The organism is Streptomyces sp. NPDC002520 (genome assembly GCF_053595235.1).
Genome location: NZ_JBSFXG010000007.1, coordinates 203,783 through 226,676 on the forward strand (window position 1 = coordinate 203,783; position 22,894 = coordinate 226,676).

The window sequence follows — 22,894 nt, forward strand, 5'->3', positions numbered from 1 at the left end:
GGGACTTGCGCGTGGCATAGTCGGGCGGGGTAGGCCCTATACCACTTCCCGCCCTACCATGCGAACAACTTCTGCTATTCGGCGCAAAGTGCTGAAAGCAGACGGTCGTTGGGGTTACTGTCAGTTTCGTGTTCGCTGCAGAACGTCGCCAATTGATCCTCGAAATGGTGCGAGCGAACGGGGCCGTATCGCTCCGTGAACTCGCCCGCGTCGTCCAGACCTCCGAAGTGACCGTACGGCGGGACGTGCGGGCGCTGGAGGCAGAAGGACTCCTCGACCGCCGGCACGGCGGTGCGGTACTGCCGGGCGGATTCACGCGGGAGTCGGGCTTTCCACAGAAGTCCCATCTCGCGACCGCCGAGAAGACGGCCATCGCCGACCTCGCCGCGAGTCTCGTCGAAGAGGGCGAGGCCATCGTGGTCGGGGCGGGTACGACCACGCAGGAGCTGGCTCGCCGGCTCGCGCGGGTACCCGGGCTGACGGTCGTGACCAACTCCCTCCTGGTGGCACAGGCGTTGGCCCATGCCAACCGGGTGGAGGTCGTGATGACCGGTGGCACCCTGCGCGGCTCCAACTACGCGCTCGTCGGGTCGGGGGCCGAGCAGTCCCTGCAGGGGCTGCGGGTCTCCAAGGCCTTCCTGTCCGGGAGCGGTCTGACCGCGGAGCGCGGGCTGTCCACGTCCAACATGCTGTCGGCGTCCGTGGACCGGGCGCTGGTGCAGGCCGCGGCGGAGGTGGTGGTCCTCGCGGACCACACCAAGCTGGGTACGGACACGATGTTCCAGACGGTGCCGACGGATGTCATCACGCGCCTGGTCACCGACGAGCCGCCCACGCACGACGACCGGGCCGCGACCGAGTTGCAGGCGCTCGCCGACCAGGGGGTGCAGATCGCGGTGGCGGGGGCGAGTGGCCCTCCGGGGGGTGAGCACGGCCCCGCGGCGCGTCAGCGGTCGTCTTCTCTGCCAGGGCCGCGGCGGGGCCAGATGCCGGGCGGTGGGGGTGGGCTCCGGTCGGCGGCGGTGCTGGGGGAGCAGTCGGCCGGCGCCGAGCGGGGGCGGGTCGCTGATATGCGGCGCCGTTAGCTTCTTCGGCCGGGGGGGCAGATCGGTCGCCGGATCGCCGTAGGGGGGTGGTGGGGTCGGCGGGTGCGGGTGCGGGTGCGTTGTGGCTTGTCGCTCCCCCACTCCCGACTTCTCCCCCACTCTCGGCTTCTCCCCCACTCTCGGCTTCTCCCCCACTCTCGGCTTCGCTCGAGCGGGAGGGACCCCCAGCGCGGGGGGACCCCCATCGCGGCGGAGCCGCACATCGACACAGGCCCGCGCCCCTCAGGTTCGCTGCTCTGCCGTAGGCCGATCGTGCCCCGGAACGCCGGACGCCCGGCTGACCGGTGTGGACGGTCGGCCGGGCGTCGGTGTGTAGCTTTTTGCCTCAGTCCTTGATCTCGCAGATCGGGGCGCCCGAGGTGATGGAGGCGCCGACCTCGGCGGTGAGGCCCTTGATGGTGCCCGCCTTGTGCGCGTTCAGGGGCTGCTCCATCTTCATGGCCTCCAGGACGACGACCAGGTCGCCTTCCTTGACCTCCTGGCCCTCCTCGACCGCGATCTTGACGATCGTGCCCTGCATCGGGGAGGCGAGGGTGTCGCCGGAGGCGACGGGGCCGGACTTCTTGGCGGCGCGGCGCTTGGGCTTGGCGCCGGCGGCGAGGCCGGTACGGGCCAGGGACATGCCCAGGGAGGACGGGAGAGAGACCTCGAGGCGCTTGCCGCCGACCTCGACGACGACCGTCTCACGGCCCGTCTCCTCCTCCGCCTCGGCGTCGGCGGGGGCCGTGAAGGGCTTGATGTCGTTGACGAACCCGGTCTCGATCCAGCGGGTGTGGACCGTGAACGGGTCGGTGGAGCCGGTCAGCTCGGGGGCGAACGCCGGGTCCTTGACGACCACGCGGTGGAACGGGATGGCCGTGGCCATGCCCTCGACCTGGAACTCGTCCAGCGCGCGAGCGGCCCGCTCCAGGGCCTCCTTGCGGGTGCGGCCGGTGACGATCAGCTTGGCCAGCAGCGAGTCCCAGGCGGGGCCGATGACCGAGCCGGCCTCCACGCCCGCGTCCAGGCGGACACCGGGACCGGCCGGCGGGTCGAAGCGGGTGACCGTACCGGGGGCCGGCAGGAAGTTGCGGCCCGGGTCCTCGCCGTTGATGCGGAACTCGAACGAGTGACCGCGCAGCTCGGGGTCGTCGTACCCCAGCTCCTCGCCGTCGGCGATGCGGAACATCTCGCGGACCAGGTCGATGCCGGTGACCTCCTCGGTCACCGGGTGCTCGACCTGGAGGCGGGTGTTGACTTCCAGGAAGGAGATCGTGCCGTCCTGGCCGACCAGGAACTCGCAGGTACCGGCGCCCTCGTAGCGGGCCTCCTTCAGGATGGCCTTGGAGGCGCGGTACAGCTCCGCGATCTGCTCGTCCGACAGGAACGGCGCGGGGGCCTCCTCGACCAGCTTCTGATGGCGGCGCTGCAGCGAGCAGTCACGGGTGGACACGACGACCACGTTGCCGTGCTTGTCGGCCAGGCACTGGGTCTCCACGTGACGCGGACGGTCCAGGTACCGCTCGACGAAGCACTCGCCACGACCGAAGGCGGCGACCGCCTCGCGGACGGCCGAGTCGTACAGCTCCGGGACCTCTTCGAGAGTCCGGGCGACCTTCAGGCCACGCCCGCCACCACCGAAGGCGGCCTTGATGGCGATCGGCAGCCCGTGCTGCTCGGCGAACGCGACGACCTCGTCGGCGCCGGAGACCGGGTCCGGGGTACCGGCGACGAGCGGGGCACCCGCGCGCTGGGCGATGTGCCGGGCGGCCACCTTGTCACCCAGGTCGCGAATGGCCTGCGGCGGCGGTCCGATCCAGTTCAGACCGGCGTCCAGCACCGCCTGCGCGAACTCGGCGTTCTCGGAGAGGAAGCCGTATCCGGGATGGATGGCGTCCGCGCCCGATTCGCGCGCCGCGTTCAGGACCTTCTCGATGTCCAGATAACTGGTGGCCGGTGTGTCACCGCCCAGGGCGAACGCCTCGTCCGCGGCCCGGACGTGCAGAGCGTCCCGGTCCGGGTCGGCGTATACGGCCACGCTCGCGATCCCGGCATCCCGGCAGGCCCGGGCAACGCGGACAGCGATTTCGCCACGGTTGGCGATGAGCACCTTGCGCACGATTGAGGCTCCCTCCTTGAAACAAGCCGAGTTTAGGGACTGCCGACACGGCACTTCGAGCCGTCCCCACTGGTGAGCTTGCCCACACGGAGCGTGATGCGAGGCCCGCTCGACCCGCGAAAGCCCTTGTCGCACCGAGGTACGCAGGACTCCACCGGAAAACCCTAGCCCTGCCATGTGGCCAAGGTCTCTGTGAGACCGTGCTGCGGGCCACTCGGTTTCTTTGTCGAGTCCCTACGAATGGCCCAATGGTTCTTTGCCGTCGACCAAACCCTTGTCCCTCGGTTTACCCGTTAGTAGCGTTCGCGATGACTCGAACGTACTTCAGGTAACAGCAGCTCTGGTCGGGCTGAGGTCGAAAGTGGGTGGGGGCCGGTGGTGCGCAGACCGGTGGCATGGGTCGTGGCGATCGTCCTGTTGGCCGAGGCAGTCGGAATCGCGGCGTTCAACTGGTTCCTCGGAGTGGTCGCCGACCGCCAGCGGATGTCGCTGGCCGGTCTCGACCCGGACGTCATGTCGACGTCCTCGAAGATCGGCGGCGTGATCTTCGGCCTCTACTTCGCGCTGTGCGCTCTGGTGGCCCTGCTGGTCGCGATACGCGACCGCGCCCCGGCCGGCTTCGGGCGTGTCGTGCTGATCAGCGCCGCCGTGGTGCACGCCCTGCTGGGCGCCCTCACGTGGGGCCTGGTGGGCTGGACGGCGTTCCTGTTCATGGTCGTCGTGTTCACGCTGATCCTGCTGATCCTGATGTCGTACGACCGTCAGGACAGCGCCGGGCAGCGGGCGGCCGGCGGTGCTCCCGGCGAGGGCGGCGACCCGAGGGCGGCGACCGGGCCGGCCCCGGCCGGGGCGGTGCTGCCGCACAGCCGCACGGGTGAACCGCGGGACGGGGCCGACGGGGACGGGGAGCCGCAGGACACGGTCCCCACCCAGCTCACTGGGGCGGTGCCCACAACTCCGTGATGCCGACACCCAGTTCGGCCAGCAGCCGCCGCACGAGGGGCATGCTGATGCCGATCACGTTGCCGTGGTCGCCGTCGATGCCCTCGATGAACGGCGCCGAAAGGCCGTCCAGGGTGAAGGCCCCGGCGACGTAGAGGGGCTCGCCCGAGGCGACGTACGCGGCGATCTCCTCGTCCGTGGGCTCGCCGAAGCGGACGACGGTGGAGGCGAGCCCCGCGACGTACCGCTTGGCCGTCGTGTCCCAGATGCAGTGGCCCGTCTGGAGGGTCCCGGCCCGCCCGCGCATGGACTTCCAGCGGGCGGTGGCCTCCTCGGCGTCGGCGGGCTTGCCGAGCGCCTGCCCGTCCAGCTCCAGCACCGAGTCGCAGCCGATCACCAGGGCACCCTGCACCTCCGGCCGCGCCGCCACCACGGAGGCCTTGGCCTCGGCGAGGGCGAGCGCCAGCTCGGCCGGGTTCGGCGCGGTGACGGCGTCCTCGTCGACCCCGCTCACGATCACCTCGGGCGTGAGGCCCGCCTGCCGCAGCAGGCCGAGACGGGCGGGGGACTGGGAGGCCAGGACGAGGCGACGGCGCGGATGGTCTGTCATGCGATCAGGGTATCGCCGGGGCGTTCACCTGAGCCCGATCACGATCATCGCCAGGACCATGGCCACAGCCAGGAAGAAGCCGAGCCGCCGAAGGGTCTCCTCCATGTCGCGGAGTTCCTTCGGCGGCTCGTTCTCGGGGTCGGACCACAGCATTCTTCAAGCGTGTGGTTCTTGGCCGCCGGGTGCCTGAGTAGGCGTACTCAGATTCGCGCTCAGCTCGGCCAGTAGGTGCGCGTCCAGGACGCCCGGCCCGGCCTCGGGACACGCTGTGCCGCGATGCGGGACGGGTCGGACCACGCGTCCTTCGGGCCCTGCGCGCCGGACGGCTGGGCTGCCGCCGCCGCGGCGCGGACCCGGACCACCGCCAGTGCGGCGGCCAGCTCCTCCGGGGTCGGGTTGCCCCGTACGACCTTGATGTTCATGACCGCTCCAAGGGTCCGGGCCCAGGGGCCTAGAGGGGGATGTTGCCGTGCTTCTTCGGAGGCAGGGATTCCCGCTTGGTGCGCAGCTGACGCAGACCCCGGACGATGTGGGAGCGGGTCTCGGACGGCATGATCACCGCGTCGATGTAGCCGCGCTCCGCGGCGACGTACGGGTTGAGCAGGGTGTCCTCGTACTCCTGGATCAGCCGGGCGCGCACCGCCTCGGCGTTCTCGCCGCTCGCCTCCGCCTCCGCGATGGTGCGCCGGTGCAGGATGTTCACGGCGCCCTGGGCGCCCATGACGGCGATCTGGGCGGTCGGCCAGGCCAGGTTGATGTCCGCGCCCAGGTGCTTGGAGCCCATGACGTCGTACGCGCCGCCGAAGGCCTTCCGCGTGATCACGGTGATCAGCGGGACCGTCGCCTCGGCGTAGGCGAAGATCAGCTTGGCGCCGCGCCGGATGATGCCGTCGTGCTCCTGGTGGACGCCCGGCAGGAAGCCCGGCACGTCGACGAAGGTCAGCACCGGGATGTTGAACGCGTCGCAGGTGCGCACGAACCGGGCGGCCTTCTCGCTGGCGCCGATGTCCAGGCAGCCCGCGAACTGCATCGGCTGGTTGGCGACGATGCCGACCGGGAAGCCCTCGACCCGGCCGTAGCCGGTGACCATGTTCGGTGCGAACAGGGCCTGCGTCTCGAAGAACTCCGCGTCGTCCAGGACGTGTTCGACCACCGTGCGGATGTCGTACGGCTGGTTCGCGCTGTCCGGGACCAGCGTGTCCAGCTCCCGGTCCTCGTCGTTGACGGCGAGGTCCGCCTCCTCCGGGAAGACCGGGGGCTCGGAGAGGTTGTTGGACGGCAGGTACGACAGCAACTGCTTGACGTACTCGATGGCGTCCTTCTCGTCGCCCGCCATGTGGTGGGCCACACCGGAGACGGCGTTGTGCGTCCGGGCGCCGCCCAGCTCCTCGAAGCCGACGTCCTCACCGGTGACCGTCTTGATCACGTCCGGGCCGGTGATGAACATGTGCGAGGTCTGATCGACCATGATCGTGAAGTCGGTGATGGCGGGGGAGTACACCGCGCCACCGGCACACGGCCCGACGACGAGACTGATCTGCGGGATGACACCGGAGGCGTGCGTGTTGCGGCGGAAGATCTCGCCGTACGCGCCCAGGGACGCGACGCCCTCCTGGATGCGCGCGCCACCGGAGTCGTTGATGCCGATCACCGGGCAGCCGGTCTTCAGCGCGAAGTCCATGACCTTGACGATCTTCTGGCCGTAGACCTCGCCGAGGGCGCCGCCGAAGACGGTGAAGTCCTGCGAGAACACGGCGACGGGCCGGCCGTCCACGGTTCCGTACCCGGTGACCACGCCGTCGCCGTACGGACGGTTCTTCTCCAGCCCGAAGTTGGTCGAGCGGTGCCGTGCGAACTCGTCGAGTTCGACGAAGGACCCCTCGTCCAACAACAGGTCGATCCGCTCACGCGCCGTCAACTTGCCCTTGGCGTGCTGCTTTTCGACGGCGCGTTCCGAACCGGCGTGCGTCGCCTCGTGGATACGGCGCTGCAGATCCGCGAGCTTGCCCGCGGTCGTGTGAATGTCGATCTCTTCCGGCTCGGACATCGGGATGCGGCTCCCTGCCTGCTCAAAAGGGGGGACGATTACTCATCCGTAGCGTAGTGGCGTGCCTACGGATCAGCAGTGCGGCGTTTCCCACACCTAGGGTGACTTGCATGACGCCGCACAATGCATCAGACGACAGCCGCTGGTCCGACCTGGAGCGCCCGCCCCTGAACGTCACGGCGCTGCGCCGCGGGCTGATCCGGGACGGCGGTCTGTGGTCCGCGATCGAGGTGGTGCAGAGCACCGGCTCCACCAACTCCGACCTGGTCGCCCGCGCCGCCGCCGGCACGGCGGAGGAGGGCGCGGTGCTCGTCGCCGAGCAGCAGACGGCCGGGCGGGGCCGCCTGGACCGCCGGTGGACCGCCCCGCCGCGCTCCGGCCTCTTCTTCTCGGTCCTCCTGCGCCCCACCGAGGTCCCCGTGGCCCGCTGGGGCTGGCTCCCGCTGCTCACGGGCGTCGCGGTGGCCACCGGCCTGTCCCGCGCGGCGGGCGTCGACACGGCGCTGAAGTGGCCGAACGACGTCCTGGTCACCGTCGGCGGCGAGGAGCGCAAGGCCGGCGGCATCCTCGCCGAACGCGCCGGAGAGGACGCCGTCGTCATCGGCGTCGGCATCAACGTCACCCTGCGCGCCGACGAACTCCCCGTTCCCCAGGCCGGGTCCCTCGCCCTCGCCGGAGCGGTGTCCACGGACCGTGACCCGCTGCTGCGCGCGATGCTGCGCTCCCTCGAGGACTGGTACGACCGCTGGCGCGCCGCGGGCGGCGACCCCTCCGCCGCCGGCCTCCAGGAGACCTACGCGGCGGGCTGCGCGACCCTGGGCCGCACGGTCCGGGCGGAGCTTCCCGGCGAGCGTGCCGTGGTGGGCGAGGCGGTCGCCGTGGACGGGGACGGACGCTTGATCATCGCGACGAAGGAGGGTGTGCAGGAGCCGGTGGGGGCGGGCGACATCGTGCATCTGCGGCCTGCGTGAGAGGGCCTGCGGCGCCTTTGCGGGTGCCTGTGGCGTCTGTGGGGATGCCTGCGGCGCCTGTGGGGATGCCTGCGGCGCCCGTGGGGACGGCTGCGGCGCCCGTGGGGATGCCTGCGGGCCTGTGCGGGTGCCTGTGGCGCCTGTGGGGATGCCTGCGGCGCCCGTGGGGATGCCTGCGGCGCCCGTGGGGACGGCTGCGGCGCCCGTGGGGATGCCTGCGGCGCCCGTGGGGACGGCTGCGGCGCCCGTGGGGATGCCTGCGGGCCTGTGCGGGTGCTGTGGCGCCTGTGGGGATGCCTGTGGCGCCTCTGCGGTGGCTGTGCGGGTGCCTGCGGCGCCTCTGCGGTCGGGTGGGGGTGCGGGTAGCGCCCAGTGGGCGGGTGGGGGCGGGGCCGCGCCGGGGGGTGTCCGTCCTCGGAACGGCGCGAAATCGGTCAGTCGCATGAGCTCGGGTGTTGACGCGCCAACCGCTGCGGGCGGACACCCCCCGACCCGTCCCCTCCCCGCCGTGGGCGGCTGCGGCGCCGTGGGGGAGAGAAGGACGCGGCAGCCCGCGTGACTTCGTGCGGCGCTGTCAGGTGTGGAGCCGTGGCGGCGTGGGGCGGTGCAGCTCCGTAGGGGCGCGGGGAACTGCGCGATCAGGCCGCAGCGGTGTACGACGGACGTCCTGGGTGGGGGCCAGGGGCGGGGTTCGCTCGCCCGTAGTTGGGTCAGGTGCGGAGCCATGGCGGCAGCCCGCGGGGAGTCGGCGGCACCGGCACAGGGTGCCTTACCAGCGGAGAGTCACCGCACCGTCGGCCCAACCCAACGGAGTGAGCTGGCGCACACCTGCCGTAGAGTTGAGGCCGGTCGATACGTGACCGCGGCAGATCGGAAGGGCAGCAGGCGTGACCGTCGACGACACGGGCTCCGGCGCGGGCGCGGACGACCGGGTGGAACCCGACGCCGCGGTTCCCGGCGAGGACCCGCTCGCCCTGCGCCTGGAACAGCTCATCCTGGGCGCCGAGCGCCGCTACACCCCGTTCCAGGCGGCCCGCAGCGCCGGCGTCTCCATGGAACTGGCGTCACGCTTCTGGCGGGCCATGGGCTTCGCCGACATCGGCCAGGCCAAGGCCCTCACCGAGGCCGACGTCCTGGCCCTGCGCCGCCTCGCCGGTCTCGTCGAGGCGGGGCTGCTCAGCGAGGCCATGGCGGTGCAGGTGGCCCGGTCCACCGGCCAGACCACGGCCCGTCTGGCGGAGTGGCAGTTCGACTCCTTCCTGGAGGGCCTGACCGAGCCGCCCGAGCCGGGCATGACCCGGACCGAGGTGACGTACCCGATCGTCGAGCTGCTCCTGCCCGAGCTGGAGGAGTTCCTCGTCTACGTCTGGCGGCGCCAGCTCGCCGCCTCGGCCGGCCGCGTCGTGCAGACCGGCGACGACGAGGAGATGGTCGACCGGCGCCTGGCCGTCGGCTTCGCCGACCTCGTCGGCTTCACCCGGCTGACCCGCCGGATGGAGGAGGAGGAGCTGGGCGAGCTGGTCGAGGCGTTCGAGACGACCGCCGCCGACCTGGTCGCAGCCCGCGGCGGCCGGCTCATCAAGACCCTCGGCGACGAGGTCCTGTACGCCGCCGACGACGCCGGCACGGCCGCGGACATCGCCCTGCGCCTCGTCGAGACGATGAGCAACGACGAGACGATGCCCGAGCTGCGCGTCGGCATGGCGTTCGGCACGGTGACGACCCGCATGGGCGATGTCTTCGGTACGACGGTGAACCTCGCCTCCCGGCTGACCTCGATAGCCCCGCGCGACGGCGTGCTGGTGGACAGCGCGTTCGCGGAGGAGCTGATCCGCACCGGTGAGGCTCCCGCCTCGGAGGCGGAGGCGGCCGAGGCGGCGGCCGCAGCCGAGAAGGAGGGCGAGGAGCCGCCGAAGTACCGCTACGGCCTCCAGCCGATGTGGCAGCGCCCGGTCCGCGGACTCGGCGTGGTCGAACCGTGGCAACTCGTCCGCCGCGACGGCCGGCCCTGACGCCGCTTCCGCTCTCCTACGGCTCTTCTCCTACCTCTCCGGCTTCTCCGGCCCGTCCGCGAGGCCCACGCACAGGCCGATCACCGGTACGCACAGATCGCCCGGCGTCGGCGTGCTCGTGCCGTGGCTCGGTGACGGGGCGGGTGTGGTGGGTGCGGGTGTCGTCGCCGGAGGGGGCGTGGGCGCGGTGCTCGGCGGGACGTCCGACGGCTGCGGGTCACCTGCCGGGACGGTGGTCGGTACGGCCGTTCCCGAGGGGAGCGCCGTGGGAGTGGCGGACGGCCTCCGTCCGGCAGGCGCTGAACCCGTCGGCGCGGCGCTCACGCCGCCCATGACGGAGCCGGCCGAGGGCAGGGCCGTAGTGGTGGCGGTGGTCGTGGCGGACGTGCGCTCCGAGTGATCGGCGCCGCCGCCGGCGCGGGGCTCGTGCCCGGGCTCGGCCTCCGCCGCCCCGGGCCTCCCGAGGCCCGATTCCGGCGCCACCCGTACGAGGCTCAGCACCCCGGCGGCCAGCGCCAGCCCGCCGGCGGCGAGGAGTACCTTGCGGGGGCGCGGCTTGCGATGCCGCCCTCGCCGGGCGAAGAACCCGCCGGGGTCCGCCGGCACCGGCGCCCCTACGGGCCGGGCGGGCCGAGCGGACGGTATGGATGCGGGAGGCTTGGGAAGCCCGACGGGCTCGGCGACCTCGAGGAGCTTGGTGAGGCTGAGGGGCTTGGCGGGGCCGGGGCGGGAGCCCCGCGCCGGCTCCGGTTCGGCAGGGCCCGGAGTCTTGTCCGTTTCGGCCGGTGCGGCTGTCCGGTCCGTGTCGGCGCGTTTCGGCGACTGGCCCGAGGAGGGGGCCGGGTCCGGGAGCGGCGCACGTATCGGCGTCTTCGAGCTCCCCGTCGTCTTCGTCGTCTGCGGTGTCATGGGTCCCCTCCCCGCCGGGCGCCCGCCGTACGCCGGGGGCGCGTCGTGGCGGTGCGCACGCTATGCGCTCCTGTGGGCGGTGTGGGGGGAGTCGGCCGGGTTGTCACTCGAACGGGCGTAGGACGGCGGGCGGGGTGGCTCTTTCCCGGGGTGGGGTGCGGCTGCGATGATCGGACGGAGTTGAGTTAACCCGCGTTAACCGGAGGATGTCATGGGCGAGGAGCGGTTCGGGGAGTTCGTGCTGGTGCGACGGCACGGGCATGTGGCGGAGCTGGTGCTGGACCGGCCCAAGGCCATGAACGCCGTCTCGACGGACATGGCCCGCTCCATCGCGGGGGCGTGCGCGGCGCTCGCGGCCGACCGGGACGCGCGGGTGGTCGTCCTGACGTCGTCGCACGAGCGGGCGTTCTGTGTCGGGGCGGACCTGAAGGAGCGGAACTCGTTCAGCGACGCGGACCTGGTGCGGCAGCGGCCGGTGACACGTGGGGCGTACACCGGGGTGCTGGAGCTGCCGATGCCGGCGATCGCGGCGGTACACGGATTCGCGCTGGGCGGCGGGTTCGAGCTGGCGCTGTCCTGCGACCTGATCGTCGCCGACCGTACGGCCGTGGTGGGGCTGCCCGAGGTGTCCGTGGGCGTGATTCCGGGCGGGGGCGGTACGCAGTTGCTGCCGCGGCGGGTCGGCGCGGCACGGGCGGCCGAGCTGATCTTCTCGGCGCGGCGGGTGGAGGCCGCCGAGGCCGCCGGGCTGGGTCTGGTGGACCAGTTGGTCGAGGAGGGCCGCGACCGCGAGGAGGCGCTGGCGCTGGCGGCACGCATCGCCGCCAACTCGCCGGTCGGCCTGCGCTCGGCCAAGCGGGCCCTGCGCCTGGGGCAGGGCCTGGACCTCCGTGCCGGGCTGGACGTCGAGGACGCGGCCTGGCGGGCCACGGCCTTCTCCGGCGACCGCGCGGAAGGCGTCGCCGCCTTCAACGAAAAGCGCAAGCCCCAGTGGCCGGGCGAGTGACCCGGACCGCCCCGACGAGCGGCCCCTCGGCTCCCTCGGCCTGTGTCTGATCGCCTCGCCAATGTCCCGAATCCCCCCTTTTCTCCCTAACCTGGGGTGATGGGTGACGACAACCGGCTCGCCGCCGTGGTGGCGCTGGCTCAGGGGATGGCTGCGGCACACACTCCGCGGGAGTCGTGGCGCGCCGCCGCACTCGGCGCGTGCCGCGCGCTGGACGGGAGCTTCGCCGCGCTGTCGGTGTGGGAGCGGGAGCTGGGCCGGCTGCGGGTCCTCGTGAACGTGGGGCAGCGACGCCTGGACGAGGAGGAGTTTCCCGAGGTCGAGGCTTATCCGGTGCACCAGTTTCCGGAGATCACCGAGTTCCTGCACGAACGCTGGGTCGGCGGACGCGGAGCGAACGCGTGGGTGGAGACCGCCGAGGGCACGGCGGCCGGTACCCCCGGGTACTTCCATCAGCGCGTCGCCGCCCTGCGCCGCAGGGGCCGGGGCTGCTGCGTCGTCGCCCCTGTCGTGCTGCACGGCCGTGCCTGGGGCGAGTTGTACGTGGCCCGCGCGACCGGAGCGTCCGCGTTCGACGGGGCCGACGCCGACTTCGCCACCGTCCTGGCCGCCGTCGTCGCGGCGGGCCTCGCGCAGACCGAGCGGCTGGAGGAGGTCCGCCGGCTCGCCTTCACCGACTCCCTCACCGGCCTCGCCAACCGCCGTGCCGTGGACGTACGCCTGGAGGAGGCAGTGGAGCGGCATCGCGCGGAGGGTGTGGTCGTCAGCCTCGTGGTCTGCGATCTGAACGGGCTCAAGCGGGTCAACGACACGCACGGGCACGCCGTCGGCGACCGACTGCTGGAGCGGTTCGGGTCCGTGCTGTCGCTGTGCGGGGCGATGGTGCCGGGCGCGCTCGTCGCGCGGCTCGGCGGGGACGAGTTCTGCCTGCTCGCGGTGGGGTCGCCGGCCGGCGAGGTGATCAAGGCGGCGGATGAACTGTGCCGCAGGGCAGGGGAGTTGGAGCTGGGGGAGGGGGTGGCGTGCGGGGTCGCGTCGACCGAGGAGCCGATCGGGCCTGTGCACGACGCCCGGCGGCTGTTCCGGCTGGCCGACGCCGCGCAGTACCGGGCCAAGGCGCTGCGCGGCGAGCGCCCCGTGGTGGCCGGCCGGGAGGGCCCGGACGATCCGGTCGTACGACTGGCCGACGAGCCCACGCCCGCACGCCCCGAGCGCCGCACCTTCCGCGGTCGCCGCCCGTGAGCGCGGACGTGACCGGAAGCCTGTCCTGACGCCCAACAGCCGTGCCGCGAGACGCGGAACGGGCCGTGGCCCGAAGCACGGATCGGGTAAGGGCCACTACCGCTCCGCACTAGTGACATCTGTGCATTCAGTACGTACGCTCCTGAATATGGATATGCACACTGTGGTGGTGGGGACGACCGGTGTCACGGCGTCCGACGTTCTCGCCGTTGCGCGCGGCGGCGCCCGGGTCGAGCTGTCGGCGGAGGCGGTCGCGGCCCTCACGGCGGCCCGCGGGATCGTGGACGCGCTGGCGGCGAAGCCGGAACCGGTCTACGGCGTCTCCACCGGTTTCGGAGCCCTGGCGACCCGGCACATCAGCCATGAACTGCGCGCCCAGCTGCAGCGCAACATCGTCCGCTCGCACGCCGCCGGCATGGGCCCGCGGGTGGAGCGGGAAGTCGTCCGCGCCCTGATGTTCCTCCGGCTGAAGACCGTCTGCTCCGGGCACACCGGTGTCCGGCCCGAGGTCGCGCAGACCATGGCGGACGTGCTGAACGCCGGGATCACCCCGGTCGTGCACGAGTACGGCTCCCTCGGCTGCTCCGGCGACCTCGCCCCGCTCTCGCACTGCGCCCTGACCCTCATGGGCGAGGGCGACGCGGAGGGCCCCGACGGCGTGGTACGGCCCTCCGGCGAGCTGCTCGCCGAGCACGGCATCCAGCCGGTCGAGCTGCGCGAGAAGGAGGGCCTCGCCCTCCTCAACGGCACCGACGGCATGCTCGGCATGCTGGTCATGGCGCTGGCCGACCTCGAGACCCTCTACAAGTCCGCCGACGTCACCGCCGCCCTCAGCCTGGAGGCGCTGCTCGGCACGGACAAGGTCCTCGCCCCCGAGCTGCACGCCATCCGCCCGCACCCGGGCCAGGGCGCCTCCGCCGCCAACATGCTCGCCGTGCTGGAGGGTTCCCAGCTCACCGGGCACCACCAGGACGACGCGCCCCGCGTCCAGGACGCCTACTCGGTGCGCTGCGCCCCGCAGGTCGCCGGCGCGGGCCGCGACACCCTCGCGCACGCCCGCACCGTCGCCGAGCGCGAGCTCGCCTCCGCCGTCGACAACCCCGTGGTGCTGCCCGACGGCAGGGTGGAGTCCAACGGCAACTTCCACGGCGCCCCGGTCGCCTACGTGCTGGACTTCCTCGCCATCGCCGCCGCCGACCTCGGCTCCATCGCCGAGCGCCGCACCGACCGGCTGCTGGACAAGAACCGCAGCCACGGCCTGCCGCCGTTCCTCGCGGACGACGCCGGTGTCGACTCCGGCCTGATGATCGCCCAGTACACGCAGGCCGCCCTGGTCAGCGAGATGAAGCGGCTCGCCGTGCCGGCCTCCGCCGACTCCATCCCGTCCTCCGCGATGCAGGAGGACCACGTGTCCATGGGCTGGTCGGCCGCGCGCAAGCTGCGCACCGCCGTCGACAACCTGACCCGGATCGTCGCGGTCGAGCTGTACGCGGCCACCCGCGGCATCGAGCTGCGCGAGGGCCTGGCCCCGGCGCCCGCCTCGCAGGCCGTGATCGAGGCCCTGCGCGCCGCCGGCGTACAGGGCGCGGGTCCGGACCGGTTCCTGGCGCCCGACCTGGCCGCCGCCGACGCCTTCGTGCGCGGGGGCCACCTCGTCGCCGCCGCGGAGAAGGTCACCGGACCGCTGCGGTGACCCGAGGGCCGCGGGAAGCGGCCCGTAGAACGCGGAAAGGGGGCCCTGTCGCCGGACAGGGCCCCCTCGCGTCACTTCTCGCGCGTCACTTCAGCTTGGCGTCCTGGGCCTTGATGACCGGCGCGGACACCGTGTAGGTCATCTTGTTCATCATCGCGCCGATGTTCACGGTGGTGTACAAGGCGAGGGTGTTCCCGTGCCGCACGACCTCGGCGTGCAGCGGCAGGGTGCCGTCCTTGCCCGCGTCGTTGGTCGCCGTGAAGGCGAACGACTCGTCGCCCAGGCCCGAGGACTTCTCCTCGGCGACCTTGGTGAACTTGCCCTTCTCGCCGTCCTGCACGCCGGTGAAGCCGTCCGCGCAGGCCTTCACCGCGGCGGAGACCTCCCGCACGGCCTTCTCGGCGCCGTCGCCGTCGTACGAGGCCAGGGTGACCACGGTGACGTCCAGGTCCATGGACTTCTTGAGGGCGTCCTCGAACTTGCCGTCAGCCATGTCCTCCATGGACGTCGCGTCGTCCGTGGGGTCCTTCTTGTCCTCCGTGGCCTCACTGCTGGTGTGGGCCGCCGGGGTGCCGGGCGAGATCCCGGTCAGGACGTCCAGCAGCGGGTCGCACGCGTCGTCGTCCGCGGTGACCGCGTCGTCGGCGGGTATGCCGCCCTCGACCGGGCCGACCTCGAAGCCGGGCACCTCGCCCTTGGCGATGATCAGCTTCGTCAGCTCGGCGGTGCTCAGCGTCCTGGCGGCCTGCTGGGTCTCCTTGCCGCCCTTGCCGCCCTTGCCGTTCCCGGAGTCCTCGGACCCGTTGTCGGAACAGCCCGTGATGAGGGCGAGCGACAACGCGCTCACTGCGGCAGTTGCGCACAGCCGCACGCCCGATGATCTCTTCATGGGCGGACTATGCGATCTTCGCCAAAGAACAGTCAAGTGATATTAAAAGCCGAGGCGTTCCCGGCGTACCGAATACACCACGAATCCGGCACCCACCGCGAGGAACAGGCTGCCGCCGATCACGTACGGGGTGGTGTCGAAGCTGCCGGTGTCGGCGAGTTCGGCGTCCGCGAGGCCGGCGGCCTCCGCGGTGTCGCCCACGGTGCGGGCGGTCGACGCGGACACCGCTCTGGCCTGCTGGGTGACCTGTGTCGTCGAGGTCGTCGTGACCTCCTGCTCCGCCGCTCTCGACGAGCCGTCCTGGGACGCGTTGGCGGACGGGACGAACCACAGGGCGCACAGCAGGGTGCCGGCGGCGGTGGCGGTCAGAAGCGGGCGGCGAGCGGCTGACACGGAATATCGATCCCCCTTGTGGCGCTGGCGAATTGGCCGTGTGGAGCGATGTTAGTGAAAGTGGCGGGTCACGGGAAAGTCACGGGCGGTTTCGGCTCTACGCTCCTGGCATGAACGCAGAAGAGACATCACGGTTTGTGCGGCTTCGCGTGGAACTCGTCGTCGAGGTGGAGGACGCGGACCGGCTGACCAAGGCCGCGCTGCTCCGGATCGCCTCCGACCCGGAGCTGCCGGAGGCCGAGCACGCCCATGCCGAAGCGGCTGTGACGGAAGACACCGCCGAGGCGCTGGCCTATCTCGTGGACCCGTTCGACCTGGTGAGTGAAGTGCCCGGAGTGGAGCTCCAGCAGGCCTCCTGGTCGAGCGAGCACATCGACTACGACCCGGACTCTCCCGACTGGGACCTCGACGAGGATGATGGGGGCGTCGACGAGGACGAAGAAGACGAAGAGCACGGCATCGGCTGAACGTCGCGGGGAATCCATGACCCCGGACGGCAACCGCCGTCCGGGGTTTCGTCGTCTCAGGGAACGCTCGGACTGCTTCCGCACCACCCGCCGCGCGCGGACGTGGTGTTGCCCACATGTTCACGGTCTGTGGAACGGGAAGGAGCACCCGTAGCGTTGAAGGTTCTCGACGGGGACTATCGGGGTTTTCATCATTTCGGCAACGATGGAGAAGGTGTGATGACGGACAGTAAGCGGCGCAAGGGCCTCACGGTCGCGTCCGTACTGCTCGGCGGTGTGCTGGTGCTGACCGGCTGCTCCAGCGGCGGTGACGCCAAGGGCGCCGACAACGGCGACACCACGCAGGCCAAGGCCGACGAGGCCGCGGCCAAGAAGTCGTCCGAGGCCCAGATCACGATCACGCCCAAGGACGGCACGGACAACGCCTCCATCAACAACTCGGCCGCCGTCAAGGTCGCCAAGGGCACTCTCACTGACGTGAGCATGATGACGGCCGACGGCCAGGCCGTCGCGGGTGCGCTGTCCGCCGACAAGACCACCTGGAAGCCCACCGGCCAGCTGGAGCGCTCCACCACCTACAAGGTCGCCGCCGAGGCCAAGGACTCCCAGGGCCGCATAGCCAACGAGAACGCCTCCTTCACCACCGTCTCCCCGGCCAACAGCTTCATAGGCAACTTCACGCCGGAGGACGGTTCCACCGTCGGCGTGGGCATGCCCGTCTCGATCAACTTCGACAAGGCCATCACCGACAAGGCCGCCGTCCAGCGGGGCATCACGGTCAGCTCCAGCAGCGGCCAGACGGTCGTCGGTCACTGGTTCAACGCCAACCGCATCGACTTCCGCCCGGAGTCGTACTGGACCGAGAACTCCACCGTCACCCTGAAGCTGGCGCTCGACGGCGTCGAGGGCGCGAGCGGCGTCTACGGCGTCCAGCAGAAGACGGTCACCTTCCACATCGGCCGCAACCAGGTCTCCTACGTCGACGCGAAGACCAAGCAGATGAAGGTCACGCAGGACGGCAAGGTCCTCAAGACCATCCCGATCTCCGCCGGTTCGCCGGAGAACAAGACGTACCAGGGCATCATGGTGATGTCCCAGAAGTTCACGCAGACGCGCATGAACGGCGCGACCGTGGGCTTCACCGACGACGACGGCAAGGGCGAGTACGACATCAAGGACGTGCCGCACGCCATCCGCCTGACCAACTCCGGCACGTTCCTGCACGGCAACTACTGGGGCGCCAAGTCCATCTTCGGCAGCGTCAACACCAGCCACGGCTGTGTGGGCCTGTCCGACACCAAGGGCGCCAAGGACCCGAGCACGCCGGCCGCGTGGGTGTACAACAACTCCCTCATCGGTGACGTCGTGGTCGTCCAGAACACCGGTGACAAGACCGTCGCCCCGGACAACGGCCTCAACGGCTGGAACATGAGCTGGGCGCAGTGGAAGGCCGGTTCGGCGGTCTGACCGACCCGCCCCGTCGCCCCCTTGCCCCGTCTTCTCGTACGACCGATGCCGCCCCCAGTGGGCGGCATCGCCGTTCTCCGGGGTTCTCATCCGTTCCTCATCGCCGCCTTATCGAGTCATCACGGGCCGTCCTTACCTTGCGGCAACACCCCGAACCTCTCCCCGGAGCGACCATGTACGAACTCAGAAACGTCACCAAGCGCTACGCGAAGGGCAAGGAGAGGGTCCACGCCCTGGACGGCGTCGACCTGACGATCGGCGACGGCGACCGCCTCGTCATCCAGGGCCCCACCGGCGGCGGCAAGTCGACCCTCCTGCAGATGCTGGGCGGCCTGGACCGTCCCAGCTCCGGCGAAGTGGTCCTCGACGGCACGGACCTGGCGGGGCTCTCCGAGGCCCGCCTGACCAAGGTCCGCAGCGAGAACATCGGCTTCGTCTTCCAGTCCTTCAACCTCATCCCCACCCTCACCGCCCAGGAGAACGTGGAGACCGCCCTCGTCCCCCTCGGCATCAAGGCGAAGGAACGCCGCGAACTCGCCGCGGACGCACTGAAGTCCGTGGGCCTCGGCGAACGCCTGGCCCACCTGCCCGGCGAGATGTCGGGCGGTCAGCAGCAGCGCGTCGCCATCGCCCGAGCCCTCGTCAAACGACCGAAGGTCCTCCTCGCCGACGAGCCGACCGGCAACCTCGACGAGAGCATGCGCGACGAGATCATGGACGTACTCGAACGCCTGTGGAAGGAACACGGGTTGACCTTCGTCATGGTCACCCACGACTCCGCGATCGCGAAGAAGGCCCCGCGGCTGGCGACCATTCGCAAGGGCAAGATCACGGTAAGGGAGAACGCGGGCGCGTGACGCCGTACAATCCCCCTCGCGCGCACGGCACTTCGCGATCCTGTAACGGTGATCCCTCCGTGGCGTAACAGTTTCCCCACCGTCTTCTCACCTTCCTCTCATCTCTTGAGCCGCGTGATCACCCCCCGGCATACTTCGTGATCCGGGGGGATGGCGTACAGATGTATGAGACTCCCCCCGGCCGGGTGAATGGGGATTTCGCCCGGCACACCGTCTCCAGGGGGAGAACTTGCGCAGACAAGTGAAAAGTGCGGCTGCGGCCGGTATAGCCACCGCAGCGGCCGTCGCCCTCGCAGCGGGTATGACCAGCCCCGCGTCGGCGAAGCCCGAGCAGCGCGCCACCGCCGCTGCCTCCTCGTTCACCGCGAAGACCCACGTCACCCTGATCACCGGTGACCGCGTCGCGCTCGACGCCAAGGGCCGGGTCGTCGGCCTCGAGCGGGCCAAGGGGCGGGAGAACATAGCCTTCCAGGTCCGCAAGGTCGCCGGCCACACCCTGGTCGTCCCCGCCGACGCGGCCCACCTGGTCGCCTCCGGCACGCTGGACCAGCGACTGTTCGACGTCACCGAGCTGAACAAGGCCGCCACCCGCAAGGCCCAGAAGAACGGCCTGAAGGTCATCGTCGGCTACCGCGGCACCGCGACGACCGCCAAGGCCGACGTCCGCGACGCGGGCACCCTGCGCCGCAGCCTCCACGCGCTCAACGCGGACGCCGTGCAGACCCCGGTCGAGGACACCGCCGAGCTGTGGAACGCGGTCACCAACGGCGACCGGACCGCGTCCGGCATCGCGCACGTCTGGCTCGACGGCGTCCGCAAGGCCTCGCTCGACAAGTCCGTGCCGCAGATCGGCGCCCCGACCGCGTGGGCCGCCGGCTACACCGGCAAGGGCGTGAAGGTCGCCGTCCTGGACACGGGCGTCGACACCAGCCACCCGGACCTCAAGGACCAGGTGGCCGAGTCCAAGAACTTCACCCCGGCGGCCGACGCCAAGGACCACTTCGGACACGGCACGCACGTCGCCTCCATCGTGGCGGGCACCGGCGCCAAGTCGGGCGGCGTGTACAAGGGCGTCGCCCCCGACGCCAAGATCCTCAACGGCAAGGTGCTGGACGACTCCGGCTTCGGTGACGACTCCGGCATCCTCGCCGGCATGGAGTGGGCGGTCCAGCAGGGCGCCTCCGTCATCAACCTGAGCCTCGGCGGCTACGACACCCCCGAGATCGACCCGCTCGAGGCCGAGGTCAACAAGCTCTCCGCCGAGAAGGGCGTGCTGTTCGCGATCGCCGCGGGCAACGAGGGCCCCCAGTCGATCGGTTCGCCGGGCAGCGCGGACGCCGCGCTGACCGTCGGCGCCGTCGACGGCAAGGACAAGCTGGCCGACTTCTCCTCGACCGGCCCGCGCACCGGCGACGGCGCCATCAAGCCGGACGTCACCGCGCCCGGCGTGGACATCACGGCCGCCGCGGCCAAGGGCAGCGTCATCGACCAGGAGGTCGGCGAGAAGCCCCCGGGCTACCTGACCATCTCCGGCACCTCGATGGCCACCCCGCACGTCGCGGGCGCCGCCGCGATCCTCAAGCAGGAGCACCCCGACTGGGGCTACGCCGAGCTGAAGGGCGCCCTGACCGGCTCCACCAAGGGCGGCAACTACACGCCGTTCCAGCAGGGTTCGGGCCGTATCCAGGTCGACAAGGCCATCGGCCAGTCCGTGATCGCCGACCCGGTCTCGGTGAGCTTCGGAACCCAGCAGTGGCCGCACACCGACGACACCCCGGCCGCCAAGAAGCTGACGTACCGCAACCTCGGCGACAAGGACGTCACGCTCCAGCTGACCAGCACGGCCACCGACCCCAAGGGCCAGCCGGCTCCGGCGGGCTTCTTCACGCTGGGCGCGAACGAGGTGACGGTCCCGGCACACGGCACCGCCTCCGTCGACTACACGGTGGACACCAGGCTGGGAGGCACCCTCGACGGCGCCTACTCCTCCTACGTGACGGCGACGGGCGACGGCCAGACCGTCCGCACGGCCGCCGCGGTGCAGCGCGAGGTGGAGTCGTACGACGTCACGCTGAAGTTCATCGGCCGCGACGGCAAGCCGGCTCCGTACTACAACGCCGACCTGACCGGCGTGGCGGGCCTCGCCAACGGCCAGTGGCTGACCCCGTACGACAAGTCGGGCACGGTGAAGGTGCGCGCGCCCAAGGGCACGTACATCCTCAACACCTCGGTCTTCGGTGACCCGCAGGACGCCACCAAGGGCATCGACTGGATCGCCCAGCCGAAGCTGACCGTCTCCGGCAAGCAGACGATCACGATCGACGCGCGCAAGGCCAAGCCGGTGGACATCACCGTCCCGGCCACGAGCGCCAAGTCCGTGTTCGCCTCGCCCGGTTACGACGTCATGGTCCCGGGCGGCGAGTACGGCTACGGCTGGTTCCTGGACTCGTACCGCAACTTCCGCACCGCCCACCTGGGCCCGGAGCTCCCCGCGGGCACGCTGACCCAGCAGTGGGACGGCCACTGGACCAAGGGCGCGACCGAGGAGTACGACACCACGGCCGGCGGCCCGGTCACGAAGCTCGCCACCGGCTACACCAGGCACTACAAGGCGAGCGACCTGGCCACGGTGAAGACCCGGCTCGGCGCGTCCGCGAGCGGCAAGACCGGCACGGTCAACGCGGTCGGCTGGCTGCCCGGCAGCTCCGGCGCCTCCTCCGTCGGCATCCCGCAGAAGCTGCCCGGCACCCGCACCCTGCACCTGTCCGCCAAGGGCGGCGTGGTCTGGGAGCTGGACTTCGAGCAGGACGGCGGCCGTGACCAGGACGGCTTCCCGGTCTCCGACGCGTACTACACGCTCGGCGCGCAGAGCTTCACCGCCGGCAAGACGTACACGAAGACGGTCAACGCCGCGGTCTTCGCACCGCTCGTCAACCGCGACTTCGGTGTCTTCCGCGAGGGCAACGAGATCTACGGCATGCTGCCGCTGTTCGCCGACGGCGCCCTGCACGCCGGTTCGTCGACGTTCTCCTCGGTGACCACGACCCTGTACCGCAACGGCACCAAGGTCGCCTCCAACGACGACCCGCTGTTCGGCGAGAAGCCGTTCAAGGTGCCGTCCGGCGACGCCGCCTACAAGCTGACCACCTCGGTCAAGCGCTCGGCGAAGGTCGCGGCGGCCTCCTCGCGGATCGACGCCACCTGGACGTTCCGCTCCAAGAAGCCGTCCGGCGCCGGCATCGCCAAGCTGCCTGTCTCCGCCCTGCACTTCCGTGCCACCACCGGCCTCGACAGCCGCGTCACGGCCGGCCGTACGGTCACCTTCCCGGTCACCGTCGAGGGTGCCGCCGCGGGCAGCAACCTGAAGTCCCTGTCGGTGTACGTCTCCTACGACGGCAAGACCTTCAAGAAGGTCACCGTCCACAGCGGCAAGATCACCGTGAAGAACCCGGCGAAGAACAAGGGCATCTCGTTCCGCGCCAAGATCACCGACAAGAAGGGCAACACGTCGCTGATCACCATCTACAACGCGTACCTCGGCAAGTGAGGGCCTGAACAGCGGGTGATGAACGGCCCGCCGGAAGAACACCTTCCGGCGGGCCGTTCGTGCGTGTACGAGCGCACGACGCCCTACCGGGGACACCCGGGGGCGACATAGGGTCGGGCGCGTGACTGCTGCCATCACCGCGATGATCACCGCCGTCGTCGGCGTGCTCGGCACCCTGTTCGCCCCGGTGCTCAGGCAGCGGCAGGCCGACCGGCGCCGGGCCGAGGAGGCCGAACAGGCCGAACACCGGCGGCTGTTCGAGGAACGCAGGACCGCCTACACCGCCATGAACCGAGCCTCACGGCAGTTCCACACACTGCTGAAGGACGCCCTGCACCGCATGCGCGACGGCGTGTACACCGACCACGACCGCGAGCAGTTGGAGGAGGCGCGGCTCGACTACCGCGACCGGTACGCGGAGGCGCAGATGGTCGTACCCGAGCGGATCCTGGAGGCCTCCCGCGACGTCAACCGTGTGCTCGCCGATGTCGACGCCGCCGTCAAGCGGCTCGACCGGGGCCGTGCCCAGGACGGGGAGAGCCCCGACCGGTCCCTGCTGGACCTGAAGGAGGCCGAGCCGCTGCTGACCACGATGCGCCGGCTGATGCGCGCCGACCTGGGCGTCGAGGACTGACCGG

At 71.1% G+C, this 22,894-nt stretch carries 20 protein-coding genes; 12 read left to right on the forward strand and 8 right to left on the reverse strand.

Features of this window, described 5'->3' with window-relative positions:
* Positions 1-128 precede the first annotated feature (128 nt).
* Positions 129-1,085, forward strand: a complete 957-nt coding sequence (locus tag ACWD5D_RS13440) for a DeoR/GlpR family DNA-binding transcription regulator (RefSeq protein WP_451372802.1) — start codon at positions 129-131, stop codon at positions 1,083-1,085.
* Between the two features lie 346 nt (positions 1,086-1,431).
* Here the strand turns inward: ACWD5D_RS13440 and ACWD5D_RS13445 are convergent, their stop codons facing one another.
* Positions 1,432-3,204 carry an acetyl/propionyl/methylcrotonyl-CoA carboxylase subunit alpha gene (locus tag ACWD5D_RS13445; RefSeq protein WP_451372803.1) on the reverse strand — a complete coding sequence of 591 codons (1,773 nt, stop codon included), beginning with the start codon at positions 3,202-3,204 and terminating at the stop codon, positions 1,432-1,434.
* Between the two features lie 390 nt (positions 3,205-3,594).
* On the opposite strand from ACWD5D_RS13445, the gene ACWD5D_RS13450 reads away from it, so the two are divergent.
* Positions 3,595-4,167, forward strand: coding sequence for a hypothetical protein (locus ACWD5D_RS13450; protein ID WP_451372804.1), 573 nt, complete (start codon positions 3,595-3,597; stop codon positions 4,165-4,167).
* Here ACWD5D_RS13450 and ACWD5D_RS13455 read toward each other — a convergent pair.
* The 4 genes from ACWD5D_RS13455 to ACWD5D_RS13470 are packed head-to-tail and all read right to left on the reverse strand — an operon-like array spanning position 4,139 to position 6,803.
* Positions 4,139-4,756, reverse strand: a complete 618-nt coding sequence (locus ACWD5D_RS13455; RefSeq protein ID WP_451372805.1) for a Maf family protein — start codon at positions 4,754-4,756, stop codon at positions 4,139-4,141. The two genes, ACWD5D_RS13450 and ACWD5D_RS13455, sit on opposite strands and share 29 nt — an antisense overlap.
* 24 nt (positions 4,757-4,780) lie before the next feature.
* Positions 4,781-4,909, reverse strand: coding sequence for a morphogenic membrane protein MmpB (mmpB, locus tag ACWD5D_RS13460; RefSeq protein WP_451372806.1), 129 nt, complete (start codon positions 4,907-4,909; stop codon positions 4,781-4,783).
* A gap of 59 nt (positions 4,910-4,968) precedes the next feature.
* Positions 4,969-5,178 carry an acyl-CoA carboxylase epsilon subunit gene (locus tag ACWD5D_RS13465; RefSeq protein ID WP_451372807.1) on the reverse strand — a complete coding sequence of 70 codons (210 nt, stop codon included), beginning with the start codon at positions 5,176-5,178 and terminating at the stop codon, positions 4,969-4,971.
* Between the two features lie 29 nt (positions 5,179-5,207).
* Positions 5,208-6,803: an acyl-CoA carboxylase subunit beta gene (locus ACWD5D_RS13470; protein ID WP_451372808.1), complete on the reverse strand. Its 1,596-nt coding sequence runs from the start codon at positions 6,801-6,803 to the stop codon at positions 5,208-5,210.
* Positions 6,804-6,913: 110 nt separating this feature from the next.
* Between ACWD5D_RS13470 and ACWD5D_RS13475 the strand changes: the two genes are divergently transcribed.
* Both ACWD5D_RS13475 and ACWD5D_RS13480 read left to right on the forward strand, forming a co-directional pair.
* A complete protein-coding gene (locus ACWD5D_RS13475; RefSeq protein WP_451372809.1) occupies positions 6,914-7,774 on the forward strand; it encodes a biotin--[acetyl-CoA-carboxylase] ligase in 861 nt (286 codons plus the stop codon).
* Between the two features lie 887 nt (positions 7,775-8,661).
* The gene (locus ACWD5D_RS13480; RefSeq protein ID WP_451372810.1) at positions 8,662-9,786 is read left to right on the forward strand and encodes an adenylate/guanylate cyclase domain-containing protein; all 1,125 of its coding nucleotides are present in this window, start codon (positions 8,662-8,664) and stop codon (positions 9,784-9,786) included.
* Positions 9,787-9,816: 30 nt separating this feature from the next.
* Here ACWD5D_RS13480 and ACWD5D_RS13485 read toward each other — a convergent pair whose 3' ends face one another.
* Positions 9,817-10,695, reverse strand: coding sequence for a hypothetical protein (locus ACWD5D_RS13485; protein WP_451372811.1), 879 nt, complete (start codon positions 10,693-10,695; stop codon positions 9,817-9,819).
* Between the two features lie 211 nt (positions 10,696-10,906).
* Between ACWD5D_RS13485 and ACWD5D_RS13490 the strand changes: the two genes are divergently transcribed.
* The 3 genes from ACWD5D_RS13490 to hutH all read left to right on the forward strand — a co-directional run bounded on the left by ACWD5D_RS13490 (position 10,907) and on the right by hutH (position 14,636).
* Complete coding sequence (locus tag ACWD5D_RS13490; protein WP_451372812.1) at positions 10,907-11,701, forward strand: enoyl-CoA hydratase/isomerase family protein; 795 nt, start codon at positions 10,907-10,909, stop codon at positions 11,699-11,701.
* Positions 11,702-11,800: 99 nt separating this feature from the next.
* Positions 11,801-12,943, forward strand: coding sequence for a diguanylate cyclase domain-containing protein (locus ACWD5D_RS13495; RefSeq protein ID WP_451372813.1), 1,143 nt, complete (start codon positions 11,801-11,803; stop codon positions 12,941-12,943).
* A gap of 154 nt (positions 12,944-13,097) precedes the next feature.
* On the forward strand, positions 13,098-14,636 hold the full coding sequence (gene hutH, locus ACWD5D_RS13500) for a histidine ammonia-lyase (protein WP_451372870.1): 1,539 nt from the start codon (positions 13,098-13,100) through the stop codon (positions 14,634-14,636).
* 85 nt (positions 14,637-14,721) lie between these two features.
* Here hutH and ACWD5D_RS13505 read toward each other — a convergent pair whose 3' ends face one another.
* Entirely contained in the window at positions 14,722-15,525 is an 804-nt protein-coding gene (locus tag ACWD5D_RS13505; RefSeq protein WP_451372814.1) for a hypothetical protein, read from the reverse strand.
* Between the two features lie 42 nt (positions 15,526-15,567).
* Entirely contained in the window at positions 15,568-15,918 is a 351-nt protein-coding gene (locus tag ACWD5D_RS13510; RefSeq protein WP_451372815.1) for a hypothetical protein, read from the reverse strand.
* A 110-nt stretch (positions 15,919-16,028) separates the two neighbouring features.
* On the opposite strand from ACWD5D_RS13510, the gene ACWD5D_RS13515 reads away from it, so the two are divergent.
* The 5 genes from ACWD5D_RS13515 (at position 16,029) to ACWD5D_RS13535 (ending at position 22,890) form a co-directional block, all read left to right on the forward strand.
* Complete coding sequence (locus ACWD5D_RS13515; RefSeq protein WP_451372816.1) at positions 16,029-16,385, forward strand: hypothetical protein; 357 nt, start codon at positions 16,029-16,031, stop codon at positions 16,383-16,385.
* A gap of 219 nt (positions 16,386-16,604) precedes the next feature.
* Positions 16,605-17,852 carry a L,D-transpeptidase gene (locus ACWD5D_RS13520; RefSeq protein WP_451372817.1) on the forward strand — a complete coding sequence of 416 codons (1,248 nt, stop codon included), beginning with the start codon at positions 16,605-16,607 and terminating at the stop codon, positions 17,850-17,852.
* A 173-nt stretch (positions 17,853-18,025) separates the two neighbouring features.
* Positions 18,026-18,709: an ABC transporter ATP-binding protein gene (locus ACWD5D_RS13525; protein WP_451372818.1), complete on the forward strand. Its 684-nt coding sequence runs from the start codon at positions 18,026-18,028 to the stop codon at positions 18,707-18,709.
* Between the two features lie 301 nt (positions 18,710-19,010).
* Positions 19,011-22,256, forward strand: coding sequence for a S8 family peptidase (locus ACWD5D_RS13530; RefSeq protein WP_451372819.1), 3,246 nt, complete (start codon positions 19,011-19,013; stop codon positions 22,254-22,256).
* Between the two features lie 121 nt (positions 22,257-22,377).
* Positions 22,378-22,890 carry a hypothetical protein gene (locus ACWD5D_RS13535; protein ID WP_451372820.1) on the forward strand — a complete coding sequence of 171 codons (513 nt, stop codon included), beginning with the start codon at positions 22,378-22,380 and terminating at the stop codon, positions 22,888-22,890.
* The last annotated feature ends 4 nt before the right edge of the window (positions 22,891-22,894 follow it).

Bases quoted from the DNA above. Each gene is read 5' to 3' on its own strand.
- ACWD5D_RS13455 (WP_451372805.1), bottom strand. From the start codon at position 4,756: ATGACAGACCATCCGCGCCGTCGCCTCGTCCTGGCCTCCCAGTCCCCC.
- mmpB (WP_451372806.1), bottom strand. From the start codon at position 4,909: ATGCTGTGGTCCGACCCCGAGAACGAGCCGCCGAAGGAACTCCGCGAC.
- ACWD5D_RS13465 (WP_451372807.1), bottom strand. From the start codon at position 5,178: ATGAACATCAAGGTCGTACGGGGCAACCCGACCCCGGAGGAGCTGGCC.
- ACWD5D_RS13470 (WP_451372808.1), bottom strand. From the start codon at position 6,803: ATGTCCGAGCCGGAAGAGATCGACATTCACACGACCGCGGGCAAGCTC.
- ACWD5D_RS13475 (WP_451372809.1), top strand. From the start codon at position 6,914: ATGACGCCGCACAATGCATCAGACGACAGCCGCTGGTCCGACCTGGAG.
- ACWD5D_RS13485 (WP_451372811.1), bottom strand. From the start codon at position 10,695: ATGACACCGCAGACGACGAAGACGACGGGGAGCTCGAAGACGCCGATA.
- ACWD5D_RS13490 (WP_451372812.1), top strand. From the start codon at position 10,907: ATGGGCGAGGAGCGGTTCGGGGAGTTCGTGCTGGTGCGACGGCACGGG.
- ACWD5D_RS13495 (WP_451372813.1), top strand. From the start codon at position 11,801: ATGGGTGACGACAACCGGCTCGCCGCCGTGGTGGCGCTGGCTCAGGGG.
- hutH (WP_451372870.1), top strand. From the start codon at position 13,098: ATGCACACTGTGGTGGTGGGGACGACCGGTGTCACGGCGTCCGACGTT.
- ACWD5D_RS13505 (WP_451372814.1), bottom strand. From the start codon at position 15,525: ATGAAGAGATCATCGGGCGTGCGGCTGTGCGCAACTGCCGCAGTGAGC.
- ACWD5D_RS13515 (WP_451372816.1), top strand. From the start codon at position 16,029: ATGAACGCAGAAGAGACATCACGGTTTGTGCGGCTTCGCGTGGAACTC.
- ACWD5D_RS13520 (WP_451372817.1), top strand. From the start codon at position 16,605: ATGACGGACAGTAAGCGGCGCAAGGGCCTCACGGTCGCGTCCGTACTG.
- ACWD5D_RS13525 (WP_451372818.1), top strand. From the start codon at position 18,026: ATGTACGAACTCAGAAACGTCACCAAGCGCTACGCGAAGGGCAAGGAG.
- ACWD5D_RS13530 (WP_451372819.1), top strand. From the start codon at position 19,011: ATGACCAGCCCCGCGTCGGCGAAGCCCGAGCAGCGCGCCACCGCCGCT.